This is a genomic window from Metamycoplasma sualvi, assembly GCF_045276925.1.
GTDB lineage: Bacteria > Bacillota_I > Bacilli_A > Mycoplasmatales > Metamycoplasmataceae > UBA710.
Window position 1 is genome coordinate 95,235 of the sequence record NZ_CP174167.1, and the last position, 25,089, is coordinate 120,323.

The 25,089-nt window shown below is 24.4% G+C and carries 28 protein-coding genes and 1 tRNA gene; 23 read left to right on the plus strand and 6 right to left on the minus strand.

The window, feature by feature from the left end:
• Positions 1–42 precede the first annotated feature (42 nt).
• Positions 43–978: a DNA polymerase III subunit delta gene (gene holA, locus ACJA29_RS00420; RefSeq protein WP_406602663.1), complete on the plus strand. Its 936-nt coding sequence runs from the start codon at positions 43–45 to the stop codon at positions 976–978.
• Here the strand turns inward: holA and plsY are convergent.
• Positions 975–1,808, minus strand: a complete 834-nt coding sequence (gene plsY, locus ACJA29_RS00425; RefSeq protein WP_406602664.1) for a glycerol-3-phosphate 1-O-acyltransferase PlsY — start codon at positions 1,806–1,808, stop codon at positions 975–977. The genes holA and plsY overlap by 4 nt on opposite strands.
• 2 nt (positions 1,809–1,810) lie before the next feature.
• Complete coding sequence (locus ACJA29_RS00430; protein ID WP_406602665.1) at positions 1,811–2,773, minus strand: UTP--glucose-1-phosphate uridylyltransferase; 963 nt, start codon at positions 2,771–2,773, stop codon at positions 1,811–1,813.
• A gap of 126 nt (positions 2,774–2,899) precedes the next feature.
• On the opposite strand from ACJA29_RS00430, the gene ACJA29_RS00435 reads away from it, so the two are divergent.
• Positions 2,900–3,514 carry a hypothetical protein gene (locus tag ACJA29_RS00435; protein WP_406602666.1) on the plus strand — a complete coding sequence of 205 codons (615 nt, stop codon included), beginning with the start codon at positions 2,900–2,902 and terminating at the stop codon, positions 3,512–3,514.
• A gap of 7 nt (positions 3,515–3,521) precedes the next feature.
• Here the strand turns inward: ACJA29_RS00435 and ACJA29_RS00440 are convergent, their stop codons facing one another.
• The gene (locus ACJA29_RS00440) at positions 3,522–4,373 is read right to left on the minus strand and encodes a Cof-type HAD-IIB family hydrolase (RefSeq protein ID WP_406602667.1); all 852 of its coding nucleotides are present in this window, start codon (positions 4,371–4,373) and stop codon (positions 3,522–3,524) included.
• A gap of 88 nt (positions 4,374–4,461) precedes the next feature.
• Between ACJA29_RS00440 and der the strand changes: the two genes are divergently transcribed.
• The 4 genes from der (at position 4,462) to ACJA29_RS00460 (ending at position 6,920) form a co-directional block, all read left to right on the plus strand.
• A complete protein-coding gene (gene der / locus ACJA29_RS00445) occupies positions 4,462–5,766 on the plus strand; it encodes a ribosome biogenesis GTPase Der (RefSeq protein ID WP_406602668.1) in 1,305 nt (434 codons plus the stop codon).
• A gap of 201 nt (positions 5,767–5,967) precedes the next feature.
• Positions 5,968–6,402: a 50S ribosomal protein L13 gene (gene rplM, locus ACJA29_RS00450; RefSeq protein ID WP_406602669.1), complete on the plus strand. Its 435-nt coding sequence runs from the start codon at positions 5,968–5,970 to the stop codon at positions 6,400–6,402.
• 2 nt (positions 6,403–6,404) lie between these two features.
• Positions 6,405–6,797 (plus strand): 30S ribosomal protein S9, encoded by a 393-nt coding sequence (rpsI, locus tag ACJA29_RS00455; protein ID WP_406602670.1) that lies wholly within the window; start codon positions 6,405–6,407, stop codon positions 6,795–6,797.
• A gap of 46 nt (positions 6,798–6,843) precedes the next feature.
• Positions 6,844–6,920 (plus strand) — tRNA-Ile (locus tag ACJA29_RS00460).
• A 104-nt stretch (positions 6,921–7,024) separates the two neighbouring features.
• Here the strand turns inward: ACJA29_RS00460 and ACJA29_RS00465 are convergent.
• Entirely contained in the window at positions 7,025–7,762 is a 738-nt protein-coding gene (locus tag ACJA29_RS00465) for an MAG0110 family membrane protein (protein ID WP_406602671.1), read from the minus strand.
• Between the two features lie 41 nt (positions 7,763–7,803).
• The gene (locus tag ACJA29_RS00470) at positions 7,804–8,670 is read right to left on the minus strand and encodes a DegV family protein (protein WP_406602672.1); all 867 of its coding nucleotides are present in this window, start codon (positions 8,668–8,670) and stop codon (positions 7,804–7,806) included.
• A 169-nt stretch (positions 8,671–8,839) separates the two neighbouring features.
• On the opposite strand from ACJA29_RS00470, the gene ACJA29_RS00475 reads away from it, so the two are divergent.
• From ACJA29_RS00475 to ACJA29_RS00495, 5 genes are all read left to right on the plus strand, one after another.
• On the plus strand, positions 8,840–9,595 hold the full coding sequence (locus ACJA29_RS00475; protein WP_406602673.1) for a DeoR/GlpR family DNA-binding transcription regulator: 756 nt from the start codon (positions 8,840–8,842) through the stop codon (positions 9,593–9,595).
• Between the two features lie 2 nt (positions 9,596–9,597).
• A complete protein-coding gene (locus ACJA29_RS00480; RefSeq protein ID WP_406602674.1) occupies positions 9,598–11,778 on the plus strand; it encodes a fructose-specific PTS transporter subunit EIIC in 2,181 nt (726 codons plus the stop codon).
• A gap of 5 nt (positions 11,779–11,783) precedes the next feature.
• Positions 11,784–12,695, plus strand: a complete 912-nt coding sequence (locus tag ACJA29_RS00485) for a 1-phosphofructokinase (RefSeq protein WP_406602675.1) — start codon at positions 11,784–11,786, stop codon at positions 12,693–12,695.
• A gap of 111 nt (positions 12,696–12,806) precedes the next feature.
• Positions 12,807–13,124: a hypothetical protein gene (locus tag ACJA29_RS00490; protein WP_406602676.1), complete on the plus strand. Its 318-nt coding sequence runs from the start codon at positions 12,807–12,809 to the stop codon at positions 13,122–13,124.
• Positions 13,125–13,240: 116 nt separating this feature from the next.
• Positions 13,241–13,669: a hypothetical protein gene (locus tag ACJA29_RS00495; protein WP_406602677.1), complete on the plus strand. Its 429-nt coding sequence runs from the start codon at positions 13,241–13,243 to the stop codon at positions 13,667–13,669.
• 128 nt (positions 13,670–13,797) lie between these two features.
• Here the strand turns inward: ACJA29_RS00495 and ACJA29_RS00500 are convergent, their stop codons facing one another.
• Complete coding sequence (locus ACJA29_RS00500) at positions 13,798–14,103, minus strand: HU family DNA-binding protein (RefSeq protein WP_406602678.1); 306 nt, start codon at positions 14,101–14,103, stop codon at positions 13,798–13,800.
• A gap of 177 nt (positions 14,104–14,280) precedes the next feature.
• Here ACJA29_RS00500 and recU point away from each other — a divergent pair, with 177 nt between their 5' ends.
• From recU to ACJA29_RS00560, 12 genes are all read left to right on the plus strand, one after another.
• Positions 14,281–14,769: a Holliday junction resolvase RecU gene (gene recU, locus ACJA29_RS00505; protein WP_406602679.1), complete on the plus strand. Its 489-nt coding sequence runs from the start codon at positions 14,281–14,283 to the stop codon at positions 14,767–14,769.
• A 41-nt stretch (positions 14,770–14,810) separates the two neighbouring features.
• Entirely contained in the window at positions 14,811–17,450 is a 2,640-nt protein-coding gene (secA, locus tag ACJA29_RS00510; protein ID WP_406602680.1) for a preprotein translocase subunit SecA, read from the plus strand.
• Between the two features lie 105 nt (positions 17,451–17,555).
• Entirely contained in the window at positions 17,556–17,981 is a 426-nt protein-coding gene (locus ACJA29_RS00515; protein WP_406602681.1) for a hypothetical protein, read from the plus strand.
• 3 nt (positions 17,982–17,984) lie between these two features.
• Complete coding sequence (locus tag ACJA29_RS00520) at positions 17,985–18,782, plus strand: F0F1 ATP synthase subunit A (RefSeq protein WP_406602682.1); 798 nt, start codon at positions 17,985–17,987, stop codon at positions 18,780–18,782.
• Positions 18,783–18,882: 100 nt separating this feature from the next.
• Positions 18,883–19,140: an ATP synthase F0 subunit C gene (gene atpE / locus ACJA29_RS00525; RefSeq protein ID WP_406602987.1), complete on the plus strand. Its 258-nt coding sequence runs from the start codon at positions 18,883–18,885 to the stop codon at positions 19,138–19,140.
• A 61-nt stretch (positions 19,141–19,201) separates the two neighbouring features.
• Entirely contained in the window at positions 19,202–19,804 is a 603-nt protein-coding gene (gene atpF / locus ACJA29_RS00530; RefSeq protein ID WP_406602683.1) for a F0F1 ATP synthase subunit B, read from the plus strand.
• Entirely contained in the window at positions 19,804–20,355 is a 552-nt protein-coding gene (locus tag ACJA29_RS00535) for a F0F1 ATP synthase subunit delta (RefSeq protein ID WP_406602684.1), read from the plus strand. The genes atpF and ACJA29_RS00535 overlap by 1 nt, the downstream gene beginning before the upstream one ends.
• Before the next feature lies 1 nt (position 20,356).
• Positions 20,357–21,937: a F0F1 ATP synthase subunit alpha gene (gene atpA, locus ACJA29_RS00540; protein ID WP_406602685.1), complete on the plus strand. Its 1,581-nt coding sequence runs from the start codon at positions 20,357–20,359 to the stop codon at positions 21,935–21,937.
• Between the two features lie 2 nt (positions 21,938–21,939).
• A complete protein-coding gene (gene atpG / locus ACJA29_RS00545; protein ID WP_406602686.1) occupies positions 21,940–22,797 on the plus strand; it encodes an ATP synthase F1 subunit gamma in 858 nt (285 codons plus the stop codon).
• Positions 22,790–24,190 (plus strand): F0F1 ATP synthase subunit beta, encoded by a 1,401-nt coding sequence (gene atpD / locus ACJA29_RS00550; protein ID WP_406602687.1) that lies wholly within the window; start codon positions 22,790–22,792, stop codon positions 24,188–24,190. Before atpG ends, atpD begins: the two co-directional genes overlap by 8 nt.
• Positions 24,190–24,591 (plus strand): ATP synthase F1 subunit epsilon, encoded by a 402-nt coding sequence (gene atpC / locus ACJA29_RS00555; RefSeq protein ID WP_406602688.1) that lies wholly within the window; start codon positions 24,190–24,192, stop codon positions 24,589–24,591. Before atpD ends, atpC begins: the two co-directional genes overlap by 1 nt.
• A 4-nt stretch (positions 24,592–24,595) precedes the next feature.
• Positions 24,596–25,009 (plus strand): type II toxin-antitoxin system RelE/ParE family toxin, encoded by a 414-nt coding sequence (locus tag ACJA29_RS00560; RefSeq protein ID WP_406602689.1) that lies wholly within the window; start codon positions 24,596–24,598, stop codon positions 25,007–25,009.
• Positions 25,010–25,089: the final 80 nt, after the last annotated feature.

The window sequence follows — 25,089 nt, forward strand, 5'->3', positions numbered from 1 at the left end:
ATAATTTTTATTTAATAAAAAAATGTATAATTTTGAATAGTTATGTATTATTTTTACGGTAATGAAGATTATTTAATAGATCAAGAAATTGAATTTATTATTAAGAATAATAAAGATCATACAGTTGTAAGATCAAATAATAATAATGATATTAATGAAATTGTAAAACAGATTTCAGCAATTAATTTATTTGAAAACAATAAAATAATAATTTTTAAAAATTTTCCTTATTTAGTAAATGCTTCAGAAAAAGAACAAGAGATTATTTTAGATTCATTAAAATCTAAATTAAGTTCTACTATTGTTATTTTTACTAATAATAAAATAAATCAAAAAACTAAATCAAACAATAAAATTGTAGATTTTTTAGAAAAAGAAGCAACATGTAAAGAATTCAAAGAATTGAATAATAAGCAAATTATTCAATTTGTTAGAGACCAAATCAATCTTCATAAAGCATCAATAAGTGAAATCGATTTAGTATATTTTTTATCTAAAGTTCCTAATAAGTTAGATTTAATTATGAATGAAATGAATAAATTAATTTCATTAGATTTAAATATTTCAAGAAGTAATATTGATGATTTAGTGCAAAAATATAATTTAACATCTGTTTTTGATTTTATTAATTATTTTCAAGCAAATGATTCTGAAAATATTTTTCGAATATATTATGAAAAATTAAATTATGGAGAATCTATTACTTCATTTATTAATCAAATTGCTAATAATTTGGAATTATGTTCTCAAATTTATTCATTAAAAAAATCTTCTATGTCTTTAAAAGAAATGGAAACAACATTAAATAAACATCCATTTGTTATTAAAAAATGTTTAGATTTTTTAAATAATATTGGATATACAAAAATTAAAAAATATTTGAAAATAATTGAGAATATAGATTTAGACATTAAATCAGGTGCTATTAACGACAAAATAATTTTTGAAAGATTCTTATTAGAAATATTTAAAAATTAAAGATCTTTTCTATTAATTGCTTCATCAATAACACTATTACCTTCATTTGAATCTAGATCAGGAATTATTGGATGAGTATCAATATCAATTTCTAAATTTTTATCTAATTTATTTTTGTTAATTAAATTGACTTTTAATTTATTTTTATAAAAATCTTTAATTTTTGGTTCTTTATTATTAAATTGAATTTTAGATTCTTTTTTATGAATTAAACGATCGATATTTTGTCAATGGCTTAATGTTACGATTAGAGAAGCAATTAATAAAAATAAAGGACTATATCAAAATATTTGATTAATAATTGTTGAATCAACATTATGTCAATATGGACATAAAAATGATAATAAAGCTAATATATATGGAACAACTATTGAACCTAATGATACATATCTTGTTCATAAAACAATAATAAGAAAAATTATTGTTCCAATTGCTGCAATAAATAAACTAATTGAAGCAATCATTCCTAATAAACAACTTGCCCCCTTACCACCTTTAAAATTGAAATATAATGGGAAAATATGACCAATAATAACAAATATTAAACATAGTTGAGGAATAATGACATTAAATGCTTCAACATTTCTTTGCAATAATCCTAAAATAAACCCTAATCAAAAACTTTTAGAAGCATCTAAAATAAAAATGCAAAGTCCAAATTTAAAACCATAAACTCTTGCAGCATTTGTTGCTCCAGCATTACCTGAACCAACTTCTTTAATATTCTTTTTATTTTTATTATTTTTGGTAAATATAATAGAAAAATTAATTGAACCTATTAAATATGCAACAATAATTCATAATAAATTAAAAAGGACTTTTTCCAACATTATTATTTTCCTCCTTTGTTTTTCTCAGAATTTAAATCTAAAAGAGCAGTTTCTGAATATATTTCTGAAGCTAAATTCATAATGTGTTTTTTAATAGTGCTAGATATATCGCTATTTTCTAAACTATAATCAATTGTGGCCATAGTAAATCCTTCAATTGATCCTAAATCATAACGTTTACCATCAAATTCATAAGCATATATTTTTTCTTCTTTTAAGTATTTATCAAAACAATCTACTAAATTAATTTCTCCTGTATTTTCATTAGAATAATCTAAATTTTCTAGGAATTTTACAATTGAATAATTAAAAATATATCTACCTAAAATAGCTTTTGATGATGGGGCTTTTTGAGGTAAAGGTTTTTCTACTGCACCACTAATTTCAAATAATTTATTATTTTTTTCACTAATATTTTTTGGTTTTACAATTCCATATTTATTCAACTTATCAAATTCAACATTTTGAACACCTACAATTGAAGAACCTAATTTATCATATTCATTCATCATTTGTTTAATTACAGGTATTTTTGATTTAATTAAATCATCTCCTAAAATAACCGCAAAAGGTTCATTTTTAAAAAAACGAGCTCCTGTTAATATAGCATGAGCTAAACCTAATTGTTCATATTGGTAAACAACTCTAATTATTGCATCTCGATTTGTTTTTTTAACATGCTTTAATAACTCTCATTTATTTTTAGATTTCAATTCTTCCTCTAATGGAATATTTGGTTGGAAATATTTCATAATTTCTTGTTTTCTTGTTGATATTACTAAAATTATTTCTTCTATTCCTGAATTAATTGCTTCATCTACTAATAAATCAATTGAAGGACGATTTAAAATTGGAACCAATTCCTTAGGGATAATTTTGGTCATAGGTAAAAATCTAGTCCCTCAACCAGCGGCTGGTATAATAACTTTTCTAACTTTAGATTTTTGTACATTGACTTGTTTCATAACTAACCTATTCCAAAACTTAATTTATATATTATACATTTAGATATAGATAATAAGTAATTATTATATAATTTAAATAATATTTAAATTTAAGTTTTTAAAATAAGATAACTTTTGAGGTTAATTATGAATAGCAATAGTTCTAATGCAAACAAAACACAACAAATGAATTTTAATTTAGTTGAAAGAATAATTCATAAAGTATGAAAAACTTCTCATGGTAGCAAAAGCGAAGTAGATCAAAATAAAAAAAATCAAATTGATAAAGAATATAAAAAATTAGAACAAAAAATAAAAACTCAATTTGATATTTTAAATAGCAAATATCTAGAATCATGAAATTTATTACATAAGATAGCAAATGAAATAAACAAATCACTAGTAATTAAAAAATATCAAATTGATGGTAGAGATTTTGATTTATATGAACAAGAAAGAAAACTACTTAATGTAAAAATGGAAATATTTTATCAAGTAGAAAATAAAGTTGATTTGACCGAAGATGAATTAGAAATAATGATGGGAAGAGCTTTAGAACAAATTAGCAAAATATACAACCAACTAGTGGAATTAAAAAATAATTATCAAGAATTTGAAAAAATAGAAACAGAAAATCAAAAAAAAGAAAAAGCAAAAAGAAAAATTACTATAAATAAAATAATGTTTATCATTTTTTTCGTTCTTACATTAGTATGTGTAGCACTTTTTGTATTAATATTACTTTCTAAAAAATATCTTTAATTAACAATTAATGAATTTTTTTGTTTAAAAAATCAATAATAAATTGACCAACTCCGCCTTCTTTGTTTGTTAAGCTGGTAACATATTTTGCTTTTTTGATAATATGATGATCAGCATTTTTCATAGCAACTGAATAATTAACATTTTCTAACATCTCTTCATCATTGAATGAATCACCAAAAGCAACTGTAGATTCAATATCAATTCCATAGTATCTCATTAATAAAGAAATTACTTTCCCTTTATCAACCCCAACTGCTGCCATATCAAAAATATATGATTTTCCTTCTCCTTTTGATCAATATGAAAAAGAAGCTAAATCTGAATATTTTTGATTTAAATATTTTTTTAATTTTTTAGCATCAACATCTTTTTTAATATCCATAACTATCCCTGTTGGTTTTAAAGGTATTTTATCTAAATTAATACCTATTTTTAATTTAGGAAATTTATGAAAATTAAATATTTTTTCCATATCATCATCACGATGTTGTAAATGAACTCACCCAGGTCCTTCGATTGCTAAATTATTAATTTTATCTTTTAAATTTTCATCTCCTAAAATATAAAGCATTTCATTTAAATTAATGTATTTAATATAATCTATAAAAAATTCATCCGTAGGATTATGAATATGAGCACCATTTAAATTTGCAATGATTGTATTTAATTTTAATTTTTCATAAACAAATTTAGAAGCAATTCAAGGTCTACCAGTTACTAAACAAACAATATGCCCTTCTTTTATAGCTCTTTTAATTCCTTTAATAGTTAAAGGATGTATTGTATTATCAACACTTGAAGATAACAAAGTACCATCTAGATCAATTGCAAATAAATATTTTTTATTTTTATTCATATTTAAAATTATAAATTAATACCTTCTAAATCGCCAATTTAATATTAGCTCAAAATATTTTTGATAAAAATATGATATATTTAAAATCATGAAAAATACTGTTGCTTTAATTGGTAAACCTAATGTTGGTAAGTCAACTTTATTTAATAGAATGATTGGAAAACGTCAATCAATTGTATATGATAAACCAGGTGTAACAAGAGATAGAATTTATCAAAAAGTATCATGATTAGGACATGATTTTTATGTTATAGATACTGGCGGAATAACTGATGAGAAAAAAATATTTGTAGATGATATTAGAGCACAAGCAAAAGTTGCTATAGAAGAAGCTGATTTAGTGGTTTTTGTAGTTGATGGATTAACACCAATAACAAAAGAAGATTTTTTAGTAATTGACATATTAAGAAAATCGAATAAAAGAATAATTTTAGCAATTAATAAAATGGAAAATAATAAAGAATTTGATTCATCAATTTATTCATTAGGAATTAAAGATATGGTAGCAATTTCTGCTTTGCATGGTGAAAATACTGGAGAGTTAATGGATCTTATTATTAATAATTTAGATTGAAATTCTATTGAAAATTTAAATTATTTTAAATTGTCAATCATTGGAAAACCAAATGCTGGAAAATCTTCATTATTAAATAAATTATTAAATGAAAATAGATCTATAGTATCGGATATTCCTGGTACAACTAGAGATTCGGTTAATGCTATTTTAAAAATAAATGATGAAAATTTTGAAATTATTGATACAGCGGGTATTAATAGAAAATCTAAATTATCAGATGCAATCGATCATTATGCTTTAAATAGAGCCTTTAATTCTTTAGAAGAATCCAATTTAACTCTATTAGTAATTGATGCTACAAAAGAATTATCGCATTTTGATGCTCGAATTGCAGGTTATGCTATGGAATTTAATAAACCTATTATTTTGGTTATCAATAAGTGAGATTTAATTGAAAATAAAAATACAAATACAATTAATGAATTTACAAAAAGAATTTTAAAAGAATTTAAATTTATTTCATGATCACCTATTATTTTTATTTCAGTTCTAAAAGATCAAAGAATTCAAAAATTAAAAGATTTAATAATCACTGTGAAAAACAATTTAGAAAGAAAAATTAAAACTTCTTTATTAAACGAAGTAATTTTAGAAGCTCAACAAATGCAACCTGCACCTACATTTAAAGGAAAAAGATTAGTTATCACTTATATTAAACAAATTGATGCAAAAATTCCAACATTTTTATTGACAGTTAATGACACAAAAAGTTTACATTTTAGCTATAAAAGATACATAGAAAATCAAATTAGAGAAAATTTTGATTTTACTGGCACACCGATCAATTTGATTTTTAAAAACAAGAATGAAAAATAATACAAAAAACAATTATTATTTTCATTTCTTTTTGGGATATATCTAATATAATATATAAATTATTAAATTTATATTTTTGCAATTTTGTTATATAATAAATTTGCGTATTTCAAATTTTAAAAAACAAATCTTAATTTTATTTCAAAAATATATCCAAAAGTATTACAAAAAACAAAAGAAAGGATTTATATCTAAGTAGTTATGAGACAAACAACTATTGTTACACATCAAAAAACAGATAAACAATGATATATAATTGATGCTGAAGGTCAAATTTTAGGTAGATTAGCCACAATTTGTGCATCTTATTTGAGAGGTAAAAATAAACCAACTTTTACTCCTAATGTTGATATGGGAGATAATATCATTGTTATTAATGCAGACAAAATTGTTTTAACAGCAAACAAAGAAAAAAATAAAATTTACTATCACCATTCAGGGTATCCTGGAGGATTAAAAACAACAACTCCTAGTGAATTAAGAAAAAGAAGACCAATTGCTATTATTGAAAAAGCTGTTAAAGGAATGATTCCACACACTAAGTTAGGTGCTAAACAATTTAAAAATTTATATGTATATGCAGGTAGTGAGCACAAACATGAAGCTCAAAAACCAAAAAAATTAGAGGTTAAATAATTATGAAAAATACTAAATTTCATGGATTAGGAAGAAGAAAATCTTCTTCAGCACGTGTAACTATTCAAAGTGGTACTGGTAAGTTTTTGATTAATAAAATTGAAGCTAAACAATATTTAAAATCAGATATTTTAATTAAAGATGCTTTACAACCTTTTGAAATTTTAGAACAAATGAATAAATGAGATGTTAATGTTAATGTTTCAGGTGGTGGTTTATCAGGTCAAGCTGGAGCAATTCGTTTAGGAATTGCAAGAGCATTGATTGAAGCATCAGAAGATTATAAACCTAAATTGAAAAAACAAAAAATGTTAACTAGAGATGCAAGAGTCAAAGAACGTAAAAAACCTGGTTTAAGAAAAGCGAGAAGAGCTCGTCAATTCTCAAAACGTTAATAATTTACTTACAATTAAATATAATGTGTTCATCACATTATAATATGCGAGCGTAGCTCAGCTGGTTAGAGCACACGACTGATAATCGTGAGGTCGATGGTTCAAGTCCATTCGTTCGCACCATATATCTTTTATTAGATGCCGAACAAAAAAATAAATTATTACAAAAAAATATAAATCGAATATTTACTATTCTGTTTATTAAAATTCAATATAAATATATAAAATTATCTATTTCTAAATATTCTTAAAACAATCATTAATAGATTAACAAAGTCAATAAATAATTTAACACCAAACATAAATGAAATTCTATTAATGGTTGATTTGTCTACATAATTTGGCAATGCATCTTCAGTTCTTGCAATCATTTGTAAATCAACACCAATTCATATAATAAACATTGCACTAGCAATTATAATGTATAACATTTCTATTGTTTTACTTGCAGTAAAGATCATTATTAAAGATAAAATTAAAATTGCAAAAAAGCCAAAAAATGTAAAAGGAATTAATTTTGAAAAATTAATTAAATTAGTGTATGCAATAATCCCCATTACTAAAAAAACAAAAGAAGGAATTAACATATATAATAATAAATCTTTAACAATATTTGTAGTTCCAGTAAATGATAAAATTGTTGTAATAAACATTCCTTCATAAATTGCAAAAATAGCATAGAGAATGACAGGAATCATGATGTTAATGTTCTTGTTTTGAATGCAAAAGAATAAACTAAAAATAATTATTAAATTAAATAATCAAGCAAGTCCTCATCTTGATCCTATAGAAAAAGTTACAACAAAATTATTAAAAGCTTGAAAAGTTGAACTTAATCAAGCAACAAAAATAATAACCATCAATCCTAAAGACATTCATAGTAAAGATCTAGATAATAATTTTGATTTTACATCAATTGCTTGAATTTTATATTTTGAAAAGAAATTATTAGACATTTTTTCCATAAATACCCCCTTTTGTTATTAGATCTATTTAAATTATAGCCTTATAATTTATATTCTTTAATATCAAGTTTAAAATCAACAAAGAAAATTGAAATTGCCCCATATCCAGTATGAATTGCAATAACAGGTGGAATTGGTTTCCTAATAACTATACCATTATATTTAGTTTTTTCAACTAATTCTTTGCACATGTCATCTGCATTTTCATTATTTGTATCTAAGAACAAAATAGCTCTTTGCTTTTTCTTAGAAACTTTTTTATATTGTTCAACTGCTGTATTATAAAATGTTTTGTTAAAAGTTAATCCTTTATCAAACTTTTCTAATTTTCCATCTTGCATTCCTATTACAGGAAAGATTTTTAATAATTTAGCCAATTTAGCAGCTGAAGGAGCCAATCTTCCTCCTCTAGCAAGAACGCTAATATCTTTTGGATATAATAAAGTATCAACTTGAGAATAATTTTGTTTTTCAATCCGAGCTATAGATTGTTTTACAGTTAATTCATTAGATAATACATCTTTTTCTAATTCAACTAAATCTTTTGTAATAAATTGACAAACTCTTTTTGATTTTATCACATAAACATTTTTAAATTGTCTTGCAATAACTTCTAAATTATTATATTGTGATGATAATTCCATACTAATAGGATAAATAACAACAAAATCATTCTTCTTAGATAAATCTTCAATTAATTGTAAAGCTTCACCTATTGGAGTACAAGAAGTTTTTCCTATTGAAGTAGGTTTATAATAATCTAAAAAATTGTCTGAAGTAATATCAATTCCATCACGATATTCTTTGCCATCAATATCTAAATATAATGGTAGAAAATGCCATCCTCTACTTTCAGCTTCTTTTTTAGTTAAACCACATGAAGAATCTACTACAATTGCTAATTTCATAATACAAATTAATTATATATTAAATATTGAAAGCAATAATGGTAAATATAAATAATTTATCTTAAATATACTTTATATTTCAACAATCTTAAAATAAATACAAATAATTTAATATAAATTATTCAAAATTATTCAAAATTATTCACTATAATATTTATTCGGAGCTAAAATGCCAAAAATTATTGAAAATAAAATTTTTGAGTATATCAAGAAACATAAAATCGTTAAGTCCAAAGATATAGAAAAAATTTTTCAATTAACACAATCTTCATCGAGAAGATATTTAATTAAATTAGAATCTCAAGGTCTTATTAATAGAACATTTGGAGAAATCATATTAAATGAAAATAAAAATTTTCAAGATCAAAAAATTGAGAATAAAATAAAAACTAATTTAGAAGTTAAAAATAAAATTGCTCAGCATGCTTCGCAATTAGCTTTAGGTTATAAAACAATTTTTGTTGATTCAGGAAGTAATTGTTATTATCTAATCCAATTTTTAGATAGAAACATTGAACTATTTACTAATTCTATTACTAATGCTAATTTAGCTCTAGATCTAGGTTTTCAAAATGTAAATATTCTTGGTGGGACATTAAAACAAGAAACAAAATCAATTGTTAATTTTAATAAAAATGAATTAGAAGGAATAAATTTTCCTATTTCATTTTTGGGTGTAAATGCAATTGATGAAAAAGGTTGTTTATATACACCTGAAAAAAGAGAAGCTAAAGCCAAGCAAGATATTATGAAAAGATCTTTGATAACTGTTGTTTTAGCTGAAAAAGAAAAATTTAATACTATGTCAACTTTTAAATTTAGTGATAATGATTCTAAAATAGTGATTGTCTCTAATATTAAAGAAAAAGATTTAAAAAAAATGAAATTAGTTTCTAATACTCAAATCGTTAGGATAAAGGAGTAAGAGTGAAATTAAATGAATTTTTCAAAAATGATTTAATCATTGTTGATAAATCATATAAAAGTAAAAAAGAAGCTCTTGAAGCCTTTGCTAAAGTTCTTGTTGAAAAAAAATACGCTTCTAATAAAGCTAAAGTAGTAGAACTAGCTTTAAAAAGAGAAAGCGAAACTTCAACTGGTATTGGTGAAGGAATTGCCATTCCTCATATAAGAGATGAGGTAATGAAAAAATCAGTTATCTTTTTTGCAAAAGTAAAACCTATGGATTGAGAATCTTTAGATGGTAATCCAGTTAATTACATATTTTTTATTGCATTAAATCCAAAAGAAAGTGGATCACATGTAGAAATTCTTGCAGATTTAATGAAATTATTAATGAATGAAGAATTTAAAAAAGATTTAAAAACAGTTAAATCAATTACTTCATTAAAAAAATTAATTACTAAATATAATGAATCTTCAAATGATAAAAAAGAAGAATCATTAGTAAATAATGATGGAAATTATGATATTGTTGCAATAACTGCTTGTCCTACAGGGATAGCTCATACTTTTATGGCTCGTGACATGTTAGAAAAAGCAGCTAAAGAAATGAATATCCAAATTAAAGTTGAAACTCAAGGTGCGGATGGAGCAAAAAATGTTTTATCTGAACAAGATATTAAAAATGCAAAAGGTGTTTTAATAGCTTGTGATCGTGTTGTGGAACTTTCAAAATTTTCAGGACATGAAAATGTTTTAGAAATGGGTACAAAACCTGTTATTAAAGATGCTAAAAAAGAAATTCAAAAACTATTAGATCATAAAGGTGAAAAATTCCAAGCATCAGCTAAAAAGGAAACAGCATCTCAAGATAATAACCAAGACATGTCATTTAATGGATTTGGAAAAAGAATGTATAAATCATTAATGACAGGGGTTTCTTACATGTTGCCTTTTGTTGTTTTTGGTGGTATATTAATTGCTATTGCTTTCTTATTTGATTTTGCAAATGCGGGGCAAGGTAATTTTGGTTCAGGTTCACCAGCTGCAAAGTGATTTAAAACAATGGGTGATTTATCATTTGGAATGATGGTGCCTATCATTGGTGCTTATATTACATATGCAATCATTGGAAGACAAGGATTATTACCAGGATTTATGGTTGGATTAATGTCTCAAGGTAAATTCTTATTTAGTTTAAATCCTGAAACAGGTCAAGTGCAATGATTTGCAACAGCTGAAGCTACAGGAGGTGGAACTTCGGGAATTTTTGGAGCAATTGTTGGAGCATTTTTAGCAGCTTCAATCATTATTGTTTTAGTTAAATATGTATTTGTTTATTTACCAGCTGTATTATCAGGATTAAAAAACATTTTATTTATTCCTTTATTCGGAACATTAATTGTTGTAACTGTTTTCTGAATGGTTAATATTCCTATGATCTATGTAAATTATGGATTTACTAAATTCTTAGAATTAATGGAAGGTAAAAACTACTTAGCATGATTATTAGGAATGATCTTAGGAGCAATGATGGCTTTCGATTTAGGTGGACCTATTAATAAAGCTGCTTACTTATTTGGAACTGCATCATTAACAACTCATCCAGAAGGAACAATTTCAATGGCCGCTGCTATGGCAGGGGGAATGACACCTCCATTAGGAATTGCTTTATGTTGTACATTCTTCAAAAAAATGTGAACAGATGAAGAAAGAAAAACAGGAATGTTGAACTACATAATGGGATTATCATTTATTTCAGAAGGTGCAATTCCATTTACACTATCTAAACCTAAAGTTATTATTCCAGCCAATGTTATTGGAGGGGCTGTAACAGGATTATTAATTGGTGCTCTAGGTGTTTCAATTTCAGCTCCTCATGGTGGAATTTTAACAGTTGCTTTATGTAGATTAGATAGCACAATCTATCCAAATGCTGTAGAGGGACTAAAAATTGGATTAGGAATAACATTCTTTATTGTTGCTATTATTGCAGGATCAATTTTAGAAATGTTCTGTATTGTGTTGTTTGATAAATTAATGAATAAGAGAAACAATAACACAATTAAAAAAGAAAAAACTGGACAAGTTAATGTTTTTGTTAAAGCAAAAATAGTTCTAACTAAACCATTTAAAAGAAATAAAAAACAAAAAATGATTAACGACAACTTCAACTCAAATTTATTAATAGTTAATAATTATTAAATAATATGATTTATACAATTACATTTTCTCCTTCAATTGATTATGTAATAAATACTAAAAATAAATTTAATTCAAATGATTTGAATCGAGTTGAAGATTATGAATTAGTTCCTGGTGGTAAAGGAATTAATGCTTCTATTGTTTTAAAAAGAATTGGATTTGATAATAAAGCAATTTCTTTTTTAGGTGGAAAAACAAAAAATTTATTCTTGGAGCTAATGTCTGATGAAAAAATTGAATTAATTAATTTTGCTTCAGAAAATGATACAAGAATAAATGTAAAAATGTTTGCTCAAGATTCTTCTTTTGAAATAAATGGAGCAAGAGCAAAAATAGCTCAAGAAGAATATGAAAAATTATTAAATTTTATTGATCAATTATCAAAAGATGATTTTGTACTAATTATGGGCATTTGTGAAGAAAGTTTTTTAAAAAAACTTGTAGAAAAAATTCACCAAAAAGGTATTAATTTCGCACTAGATATTGATTCAAAAATTATTTTAGATTTAATAAAATATAATCCATTTATTATTAAACCAAATCGTAGTGAATTAGAATCTTTATTAAATATCAAAATCAATGATTTAGAAGATATTAAAAATGCTATGAAGCAATTGAAATCTTTTGGTTTAAAAAATCTAATTGTTTCAGATGGTGGCAGAGGTTCTTATTTTATTGGTGAAGATAATAAAATATTGCAAATTACATTAAAGAAAAAATTTGATATTATTTCTACAGTAGGGGCAGGAGATACATTAATTTCTTCTTTTGCAATTACATATTTAAAAACAAAAAACATTATTGAATCATTAAAAATAGCAACATCTTTATCAATCGGAACTTCATGTACAAGATTTTTAGCTTCAAAAGAAGATATGAATAAATATCAAGAATTTATTGAAATTAAAGAAATTTAAATAATGTTAAGAATTACAATATTCATAAAAAGATATGATTATTGTAATTTTTTTATGCTTTTTTAATATAAAAAGCAAATTTTGTATTAATTTTATTAAAATATTAAATATATGGATAACAAAAGTCAGATTAAAAATAATAGTAAAAATAATCCACTAATTGATTCAGATGAATTACAAATTAAAATGAAAATTAATAAAAATAGCACTTTAAAATCATCTAGCAAACAACCAATTAGTAATGAAATGAAAATTAAAGAATTTATGAAAAATCAAAATAATTTTGATAAATTATTGCTTTCATTTTTTAAAGAACAAAAGGATATTAACAAAAGATTAGAAAAGGCCATTATTCATAATAGTCAAGAAATAGAAAAATTAAAAAAAGAATTGTTAATTATTAAAAAATTTTTAATAAAAGATAAATAAAATTTATTAATCTAATTTAAAAATAATTTATCAAGTTTTATAGATAGAATAAAAAGATAAAAAAGATGAAAATTTATTTATAAAAGCTATATTTCATATTTGATAAAATTTAAATCATGTCAATTATCAACAAGAAGAAAATGAATGAATTGTTAAATTTATCTAATGATCCTAAAATTGAATTAGTAGAAGAAACAAGGAAATCTTATAAAATTAAAATTACTGGAGATAAAGATAAAGTGAAAAAAGCATCTTTCGAAAATAAAGTATTAGAGTTTATGTCAGATGTGACTGAATTTATGAAAGAACAAAAAGATTTTAATAATTCAGTAGTTGATTTTATAAAAGAACAAAAGGAATTTAATAAAGAACAAAAGGAATTTAATAATTCAGTAGTTGATTTTATAAAAGAACAAAAAGAATTTAACAAAGAACAAAAGGAATTTAACCATAAAGTTGACCAAAGATTGAGTGCTCTTGAAAAAGATGTTAAACAAATTAAATTATTGCCAACCATTAAAAAAGAATTAAAAAACTTAGAATAAATTACATTATTCTTTTTTGAAGTCAACAATATTTGATATGAAAAAAAACAATATTCTATAATAAATAAAAATTAAAAAAACCAAAATGTGATTTTGATTTTCTTATATATTTTATAAATTCTAATATTCTATTGAGTTAATCCAACAGCTTCTTTTAAATTTTTTGCAGCTTTAAATTTTGGAACATTTTTTGAAGGAATTTTAATTTTTTGTCCTGTTAAAGGATTTGTTGCTATTCTTTCAGATTTGTGTTGTTTCAAGAATGTCCCTAACCCTGGAATTGTAATTTCATGTCCAATTTGCATTTCAGAAATAATAATTGAAACTAAAGCATTAATTGTTAAATTAACATCACTTTTTGGTAATTCCACTATTTCAGCAATTTTTGCAATTAATTCACTTTTTGTTAATTTTTCATTTTTGTTTGTTGCCATATTTCTCCTATTTAAATGACATTTTATGTTTAATTTATGCCTATATATTATATATTATATTTCGTTACATTTATTTGCAATATTTCATAAATTAAATTTAATGATAAAATAATAAAGTTAAAAATATTTTGATTCTAAATCTATATATAAATAAATTATTTATATTTTAGGAGAAAAATGAAAGAATATGTTTCTTACAAAAATAGAGGAATGCTATTAGAAGAACTAATAAACAAAACAATAAATTTTTATAATCAAGAGCAAATAGGATATTTTGCTAAAAATCATTTAAATGTTAAATTTCAAAAGGAAAATTGTAAAAACTTTTCTAATGCTTTTATAAAAAATAAATCCACAGTAGATTATTATGGAATATATCAAGGTAAATATATAACTTTTGAAGCAAAATCTACAGAGAAAGATTATTTATCTTTTACTAATATTAAAAAACATCAACACGATCATTTGCAATTAATAAAAAAATTAGGTGGAATTGCTTTTTATCTTATTTTTTTTAAAAATCATTCTTTATTATATAGAGTTGATGTTGACCAAATTAATTTGAATAATAAAAAAAGAAATATGTCAATTCAGGATTTAGAAAAAGTTGCTGTTAAATTGGATGTTATTTTTCCAGGAATTATAGATTTTTTAGACTCAATATAAAATTGTTAAAAAATATTTTTATATTAAAATATATTAAGTCTATGAAAAATAAAAAAAATAAATCTTTGGATAATAAAGAATTACTAAACGAAGAAAAATCTGTAAAGAAAAGAGAAGAAAAAAGAAGATTAAAGTTGCTAAAAGAAGCAAATTTTAAATCTGCTGAATTTAGAGAAGCTGAATATCTTTTGAAAAGTATTAATCGTTTAGGTAAATCAATTAAAAACCTTTCAGATGAACAATTAAAAAATAAAACAAGATTTTTTAAACAAAGATTAAGTCGTGGAGAAACTTTAGAAGATATTAAAGTAGAAGCTTTTGCTATTGCAAGAGAAGCAACATTTCGGGTATTAGGTAAAAGACCATTTGATGTGCAAATATTAGGTGGTTTGATTTTGGATATGGGATCAGTTGCGGAAATGAAAACAGGTGAAGGTAAAACAATTACATCTATTGCTCCTATTTATTTAAATGCTTTAGATGGTAATGGAGTTATTGTATCAACTGTTAATGAATATTTAGCTCAAAGAGATTCAGAAGAAATGGGTGAAGTTTTTAAATGATTAGGTTTAACTGTGGGATTAAATAAATCTAATATGCCACCACAAATGAAAAGATTGGCTTATTCATGTGATATTACTTATTCTGTTCATTCGGAACTAGGTTTTGATTATCTAAGAGATAATACAGTTAAAAATTTTTCAGAAAAAGTGCAAAGAAAATTGAACTATGCTTTAATTGATGAGGTAGATTCAATATTAATAGATGAAGCTAAAACACCATTAATTATTTCAGGTGGAGAACAAAATGAATCAACATTATATACAAATGCAGATTTATTTGTTAAATCATTAGTTCCAGGAGATTATCATATAGATAAAGAAACTCAAGCTATTTCTTTAACTCACTCAGGAATTCAAAAAGCTAATAAATGATATAAAACAGATAATTTATTCAAAATTGAAAATACAGAATATGTTCATAGAATTCAAAATGCATTAAGAGCTAATTTAGTTATGAAAAAAGATTATGAATATGTTGTGATTAAAAACAAAATTGAATTAGTTGATCAATTTACAGGTCGGATCATGGAAGGACGTTCATATTCAGAGGGTCTTCAACAAGCAATCCAGGCTAAAGAAGGAGTAGAAATAGAACCTGAAACCAAAACTTTGGCAACAATTACTTATCAAAACTTTTTTAGGATGTTCAAAAAATTATCAGGAATGACAGGAACTGGTAAAACAGAAGAAAATGAATTTATTAAAACTTATAATATGAGAGTTAATGTCATTCCAACTAATAAACCAATTGCAAGAATTGATCACGAAGATCAAATTTATTTAACAATGAAAGCTAAATACAAAGCTTTAGTAGAAGAAATTAAAAAAATTCATGCTAAAAAACAACCTATTTTAGTTGGAACTACTCAAGTTGAAGAATCAGAATATTTACACAATTTATTGCTTGCCGAAAATATTCCACATACTGTTTTAAATGCTAAGCAAAATGCCGCCGAAGCTGAAATAATTAAACAAGCAGGAGTATTAGGTGCTATTACTATTGCAACTAACATGGCAGGTAGAGGAACTGATATCAAACTTGGAGAAGGTGCTAAAGAAGTTGGTGGTTTATATGTTCTTGGAACGGATAAATCAGAATCAAGAAGAATTGATAATCAATTAAAAGGAAGATCAGGAAGACAAGGTGATGTTGGAGAATCTAAATTTTTCTTATCAATAGAAGATCGTTTAATTCAAAGATTTTCTTTACAAGATAAATGAAAAGAAATTTTTAAATCTTTTGGTGATAATAAAATTACAGGTTCTCAAATTGTTAAAGCTTTCGAAAGAGCACAAAGAAAAATAGAAGGTTTCAATTATGATTCTAGAAAAAGCATTTTAAACTATGATGATGTTGTTAGAAAACAAAGAGAAATGTTATATAAACAAAGAGACATAGTTTTACAATTAGATGATCTTACTTATATAACAAAAAGAATGATTATTAATTGTTCAAAACAAATCATTTATGGAAAAAATATTATTTTGGAAAATGGAGCTATTGATTATGATCTTTTAGTTGATTATTTCAACGAAACTTTCTTAGCTCGTGCTGAAGAAAAATACAAAGTAAATAAATCTGATTTAATCAAATTACCAATTGATATGATTTCTAAATATTTTGAAGAAACTTTATTAAGTATCTTTTTAGAACAATATAAAATAATAAAAAATAAAAGTGGCCAATCATTTCAGTCTTTTTTAAGAAGTGTTATTATTGCTAATATTGATATATATTGACAAGATCATATTAACACAATGGACAAATTAAAATCATCAACTAATGTTGTTCAATATTCACAAAAAAATCCTTATCAAATATATACAGAAGAAGGATCTAATAAATTTAATGAAATGATTGATAGTATAGCTTTTGGGTCAATAACTCATATTTTCAAGGATATTTTTAGTTATAGTAGAAGTAGTTCTAATGAGAAAAAAATAAATGAGAATAATAAGTTAGATTCTTTACAAAAAGTAATTTTTTCTCAAATAAATGAGATTTCAGAATATGAAAAAGCAGATTTAGCACTTAATAATAAACCAATTACTTTTGAAATAAAAGAACAAGATTTAATTAAATCTGATTTGAATGAACTAGATCAAAAAATAAATTAAATTAAAAAAAATGATTAAGTAATACAATAAAAGAGGTATTTCTTTTTATTTTGAGAAATACCATTTATTAGTTATTTAAACAATTTATTTAACTTTTTAAACTTTATGAAAAAATTAACAAACAGTTTTTTATTAATATTTTGTATATTATTTACAACATCATTATTAATTTTTTCTGTTTTGACTTATTTAAATTGATCACTTTTAACAGGTTTTTTATTAGGTGTAATAATTAGCATTATTAATTATCTATTAAATGAGTTATTTTTTATTAAATTATTATCCAAAAAAAGAAAATTCTTTTTAGCATTTTTCTTAACTAATTTAAAGCATTTAGTTTGATTAGTTTTATTTTCAGGTACATTTATTGGAATACTTTTTGCTAATAATTTATTAAAAAATATGTGAACTGATGGTATTTTTAATATTTACACATTTATTTATGGTTCACTTTTTGTAGCAATATCAATTATTACAGATAATTTTTGACAAATTATAAAAGATAGAAAAAAAGAAAGGAGAAGAAAATAAACTATGGATAATTTAACAAGAAATGGTTTAACCGAAACAATTAATAGTAACTTAATAAAATGATGACAACCACAACTAGTAACTTTAATTTATGTAACAGTCATTTTAGTTGTATTAGCTATTATTGTCTATTTTAAAGTTAAAAAAGTTAAACCAGATGAAACTCCTAAAGGTATTGTTTTTCTAGCAGAACAATATGTTGGTCTATTTAATAAAGAATTCAATACTATTAGTGAAGGTAAAATAGATCGTGTTGGTCCATATCTTTTTACTTTATTCACATTTTTAGCTGTTGGTAATACAGCTGGTATATTATCATTAGAACCTGCAGTTACTTCATATAGTGTTTCATTAACTTTAGGTTTAATAACATGAATTGGAATTTATGTATTTGGAATTATTTATCAAAAATTACATTTTTTCAAAAGATATAGCAATCCTATTGAATTAGTTGGACAATTTTCACCACTTATATCTATTTCGTTTAGGATCTTCGGAAACATCATTGGTGGTTCAGTAATTATGTATATTATTTATTGAAGTACAACTAAAGTGTGAAGTATTATTCCTATTGTTGGTAAAGTTAATTTATTAGGAATGATTATTGCTCCATGATTCCATATGTACTTTGATATTTTTGATGGATTAATTCAAGCTTATGTTTTTGCTTTATTAACAGGAATATATTGAACTCAAGAAGTTAATGAAGGATTAGAAATTCAAGAACGTAAAAAACACAAAAAACATGAACAAGTAAATCAACAAATAAATCAAGCAGATAAAATGAAAAGTCTTGTTTAATTTTTAATATATTTAAATATAAAGTATTAAAATTTAATTTAAAGTATCACAATATTAAAATAACAAAAATAAATTGAGGAGAAAAAATATGGTAAATAATATTGAATTTGGTCTTGTTGCAGTTGGAGCTGGTTTAGCTGCAATTGGATGTATTGGAACAGGATTAGGTCAAGGATATGCTACCGGAAAAGCAGCAGATGCTGTTGGTAGAAATCCAGAAGCTGAAGCAACAATTAGAAAAATGTTAATCTTAGGATTAGCTATTACAGAATCTGCAGCTATCTATTCTTTAGTTATTGCAATTTTATTAATTTTTGTTTTCCCTACAACTATTAAACCAATTGGTGTTACAGCTTAATTATTTTGCTTACTAGCATCATAATTAAATTTAAATGTATATCTAATAAAAGAGAATAAATATGATAGAACAAGTAAAAGAATTATCTCTAGATACAATTAACAATATTCAAGCTAGAGTTGTTGAAAACAGTGAAGTAGGATCTGGCGAATTAGCTAATAAGTTAGATCAATTATTTCCTTCAATATATATAATTATTGCTACTTTAGGTTCTTTGATTATTCTTTTAATTATTCTTACTAAATTTCTTTATAAACCAGTTAGCAAAATGGTTGAAAATAGAAAAAACTTTATTAAAAATAATATTGATCAATCAATAGAAGCTAAAGAAAAAGCTTTTTCTTTAGAAAATGAAGCTAGACAAAAATTATTGACTTCTCAAAACACAGGTCAAGAATTAATATCAAAAGCTAAAGTTGAAGCCGAAGTTTTAAAAAATATGTATATTGAACAAGGAAAATTAGAAGCGGAAAGACTTGTTAAAGAAGCGCAAGAAGGAATTGAAGCTAAGAAAAAATCTTTAGAAAAAGATTCATATAATGAAATTGTTTCAATAGCTATGGAAATTTCAGAAAAAATTGTTCAAAAAAATATTTCTGATAAAGTTGCTGCCAAATATTTAGATGAATATTTAGGAACTAAAAAAAGAGGAAGTAAAAAATAATGATTAAAAACGAAGTAAAAATTGGTTATGCTTTAGCTCTTTTGGATATAGCAAAAGAAGAAAAAATAACAAAAAAAATTTATCTTCAAATTAATCAAATAATTGAATCATTAGAAAAAAATGAAGAATTTGTATTATTGCTAGATAGCAATATTGAACAAGCTAAAAAAGAAAAACTTATTAAAAATGTATTCAAAAACATTCATTGATCATTAACAAATGTTGCAATGATTTTAATGATAAAAAATAATTTTAAGTATTTCAAAGATATTCTGAATAAATTAAATAAATATCTACAAGATATATTAAAAATAGAACAAGGAATTATTTATTCAACTGAAAAATTAACATCAGTAAAAATAAAAAAAATTGAAGAAAAAGTTTCAAAAGAGTTAGATAAAAAAATTACTTTAAAAAATCTAATTGATAAAGAGCTAATAGGTGGTTTCAAAATAGTTGTTGGTTCTATTGTTATAGAAGATTCAGTAAAATCAGAATTAAGAGCAATGAAAGATTCTTTAATATTTAATTCAAAAGAAGGAGGTGTATAGGATGTCTTTAAATGCAAGTGATATTTCATCAATTATCAAAAAACAAATTAAAGATTTTTCTAAAAAAGATATTAATAAAAAATCTGAACAAGGTGAAATCCTTTCAATTGGAGATGGGATTGCTTTAGTTTCAGGTCTTGATGAAGTTAAATTAGGTGAATTATTAGATTTTGGTAATGATGTTTATGGAATGGCTTTAAACTTAGAAGAAGATGCAGTTGGTGTTGTTTTAATGGGTCAATCAAATTCTATAAAAGAAGGAGATAAAGTTAAAAGAACATACAATGTTGTTTCTATTCCAGTTGGAGACCAAATGATTGGTAGAGTAATCAATGCTTTAGGAGAACCAATCGATGGTAAAGGTGCTATTAATTCTAAAAAAACAAGAGTTGTTTTTAAAATAGCTCCTGGTGTTATGACAAGAGAATCAGTTAATCAACCTTTAGAAACAGGTCTAATTGCTATTGATTCATTAGTGCCAATTGGTAAAGGGCAAAGAGAATTAATTATTGGTGATCGTCAAACTGGAAAAACTTCTATTGCAATAGATACTATTTTGAACCAAAAAGGAAAAAATGTTAAATGTATTTATGTTGCAATTGGACAAAAAAATTCAACAGTTGCTCAAATTGTACAAAAATTAAAATTAGCTGGTGCTATGGAATATACAACTATAGTTATTGCAGGCGCTAGTGAATTATCACCTTTACAATATTTAGCACCATATTCAGGTGTTACTATAGCAGAAGAATGAATGGAAAAAGGTGAAGATGTTTTAATAGTTTATGATGATTTAACAAAACATGCCATTGCTTACCGTACATTATCTTTATTATTAAGAAGACCTCCTGGTCGTGAAGCATATCCTGGAGATGTTTTTTATTTACACTCTCAACTATTAGAAAGAGCAGCTCGCGTTAATAAAAAATATGGTGGAGGTTCAATTACAGCACTTCCTATTATTGAAACTCAATCAGGCGATATTTCAGCTTATATTCCAACTAATGTTATTTCAATTACTGATGGTCAAATCTTTACTTCTGAAGCATTGTTTAATTCAGGACAAAGACCAGCCATTGATGTTGGGTTTTCAGTTTCACGGGTAGGTTCATCGGCACAAATTAAAGCTATGAAACAATCTGCTTCTTCATTAAAATTAGAATTATCTCAATTTAATGAAATGCAATCTTTTGCTCAATTTTCATCAGACTTAGATGATTCAACTAAAAAAATCCTTGATCATGGTAAAAAAGTATATTCAATATTAAAACAACCTCAATACTCACCATTAGATCAATCAATTCAAATTATTATTTTATTTACAATAAAAAATCGTTTAATTGAAAATGTGCCATTTAATTTTATTGATAAATTTAAAGAAAATTTAATTGAATTTATTAAAAAAGATCCAAATGCTAATGAAATTGCAACGGAAATTAGAAACACTAAAGAAATTACAAAAGAACTAAATGATCGAATGTTAATAACATTTAAAACTTTTGTAGATAATTTTATAATAAGTAATGCAATAGTTAGAAACAATCAAAATCAAGAAGCTAATAAAGAAGCAGGAGATAAATAATAATGCCTTCTTTAAAAGATGTCAAATCAAGAAAAGATACAGTTTCAACTATTAGAAAAATTACTAAAGCAATGGAATTGGTAGCAACTTCTAAAATTAAAACTGCTAAAAGAAATTATGAAAAAGTTTTAACTTATTCATCAAGAATTGAAGATGTATTTCATAATATTGATATCAAAATTAAAAATTGAGATAACATCATTAAACTAGATCCATCAAAACCAAGAGCTTATATTATTATTACTTCAGATATTGGAATGTGTGGAGCTTATAATTCAAATATCATTAAATTAGCAAGAAAAAACATTAAAGAAGATGACTACTTATTTATTTTAGGAACTAAAGGATCTAAATTCTTTAAAAAGAATTTTAATGCTAAAAATATTATTTTATCTTTTGAAGAAGTTGGTGATGAACCAAATTATGAAGTGATTGATAAAATGATTGATAAATTATTTCCAATGTTGTTACATAATGAGATTAGATCAATTCACATTTTAGAAACAGAATTTATTAATTCGATTACTTATAATGCAAATGATAAAAAAATATTTCCATTTTCAAGAAGAAAAAGAGAAGAATTATCAAAAAACAATCAAGTATCTAAAAATGCAGAATTTGAACCAGATGTTGAAACAGTTATTAAAAAAGCATTGCCATTGTATTTAGGAGCAATTATTTATTCTACAATGACATCTTCTAAGATTTCTGAAATATCATCAAGAAGAATGGCGATGGAAAATGCTTCAGATAATGCTTTAGATATTATCAATGATTTAGAAAAACAATATAATAAGATAAGACAATCAAAAATTACACAAGAAATTACAGAGATTGTAGCAGGAGCACAAAATGAGTAAAAATATAGGAAAAATAGTTCAAATATTAGGGCCAGTAGTTGATGTCCGTTTTGAAAAGTCAAAAATACCTGCTATTTTAAATGCTCTTGAATTGAAATATGAAGGCAATAAATATGTTTTTGAAGTTGCTCAACACATTGGAGATAATACAGTAAGAACAATTTCAATGGGAACTACTGAAGGATTAGTTAGAGGTTTAGAAGTAGTTGATACAGGAGCTCCAATTACTGTTCCTGTAGGAAAAGAAGTGTTATCTAGAATGTTTAATGTTTTAGGAGATCCGATTGATGAAAAACCAGCTCCTAAAGCAACTAAATATATGCCAATTCATAGACCTGCTCCTTCATATGAAGAACAAAAATCTTCTTCAGAAATTTTAGAAACAGGAATCAAAGTTATCGACTTATTAGTTCCATATGTAAAAGGTGGAAAAATAGGTTTATTTGGAGGGGCTGGAGTTGGTAAAACAGTTTTAGTTCAAGAATTAATTAACAATATTGCAAAACAACATGGTGGTTTATCGGTATTTGCTGGAGTTGGTGAAAGAACTAGAGAAGGTAATGATTTATTCCATGAAATGATTGCAGCAGGAGTTATTGATAAAACAGCATTAGTTTTTGGTCAAATGAATGAACCTCCAGGGGCAAGGATGAGAGTTGCTTTAACAGGATTAACAATGGCTGAATATTTTAGAGATGAATTAAATCAAGATGTGCTTTTATTCATTGATAATATTTTTAGATTCACTCAAGCAGGATCAGAAGTTTCTGCTTTATTAGGACGTATGCCTTCAGCTGTTGGATACCAACCAACATTAGCTACAGAGATGGGGCAATTACAAGAAAGAATTACTTCAACTGTTAAAGGATCAATTACCTCAGTCCAAGCTGTTTATGTTCCAGCTGATGACTTAACAGATCCAGCTCCTGCAACAACTTTTACTCACTTAGATGCTAAAACAGTTTTAGACCGTAATATTGCAGCTTTAGGAATTTATCCAGCTGTTGATCCGCTAGGATCAACATCAAGAATGTTAGATCCATTAATTATTGGAAATGACCATTATGAAACTGCTCGTCAAGTGCAATCTATCTTACAGAGATTTAAGGAATTGCAAGATATTATTGCAATTTTAGGGATGGATGAATTATCAGATGAAGACAAATTAATTGTTCATCGAGCAAGAAGAATAAGAAACTTCTTATCACAACCATTTGATGTTGCTGAAAAATTCTCAGGAATTCCAGGTAAATTTGTTCCATTAAGTGAAAATATTAGATCTTTTAAAGAAATTTTAGAAGGTAAACATGACAATTTACCTGAAGAAGCATTTTTATATGTAGGAACAATTGAAGAGGCTGTTGCAAAGGCTCAGAAGGAAAACAATAAATAATGTCAACATTTAAATTAACAATATCAACACCTTATGGTTTGTTTTATGAAAAAGAAGTTGATATAGTAACTTTAAAAACTTCAGAAGGTTATATTGGATTGCAAAAAAATAGAATTCCATTTATTTCAGCAATTGAAATATCTTCATTATTCATTAAAGTTGATGGAACAACTAAAATAGCAGCTATTGGTGGCGGTATTGTTTTTGTAGAAAAAGATTACATTGATATTTTTACTGATGATATTCAATGAAAAGAGCACTTAAACAAAAGTGAAATTCAAGCAATTATTGATGAAACTAATCAAAAACTACAAGCTTTAAAAAATGATAATATTGAAAAATATAAAACAGAATTAACATTAAAAAGAGCAATGAATAAATTAGAAACTCTTTTAAAATAAATTTATGAATGATTCAATACAAACATATTCTTCATATTTTTTTATTAAAAATAAAAAAAAGAATCTAGCTAAAGAATATTTGGATAATCTAGATACTAAAATTTGATTAAAAACAATTAATCAAATGAAATTACTAGAAATTTATGGCATAGATACAGATAAAGTTAGTATCAAAAAATTTCAAAATAATATTTGAAAAATAAGAACAAAAGATGCATTTAATAATGTGCGTCTTTTCTTTTATATTATTGATAATTCCATATACTATTTATATGGTTTTAATAAAACAACCCAAAAAACACCTGAAGGTAAAAAAGTAATTATTAATAATTTAAAATCAAAATTATTATCTGTTCATAAGAATTCTAATTTTGCAGATTATATTTTAAAAATTGACTGAGAAAAATATTGTAAATAATTCAAATAATAAATTAATAAATGAAGACAGAGAATCAGAAGCAGCTTTATTAAAAAATATAATTTATATTATTATAAATT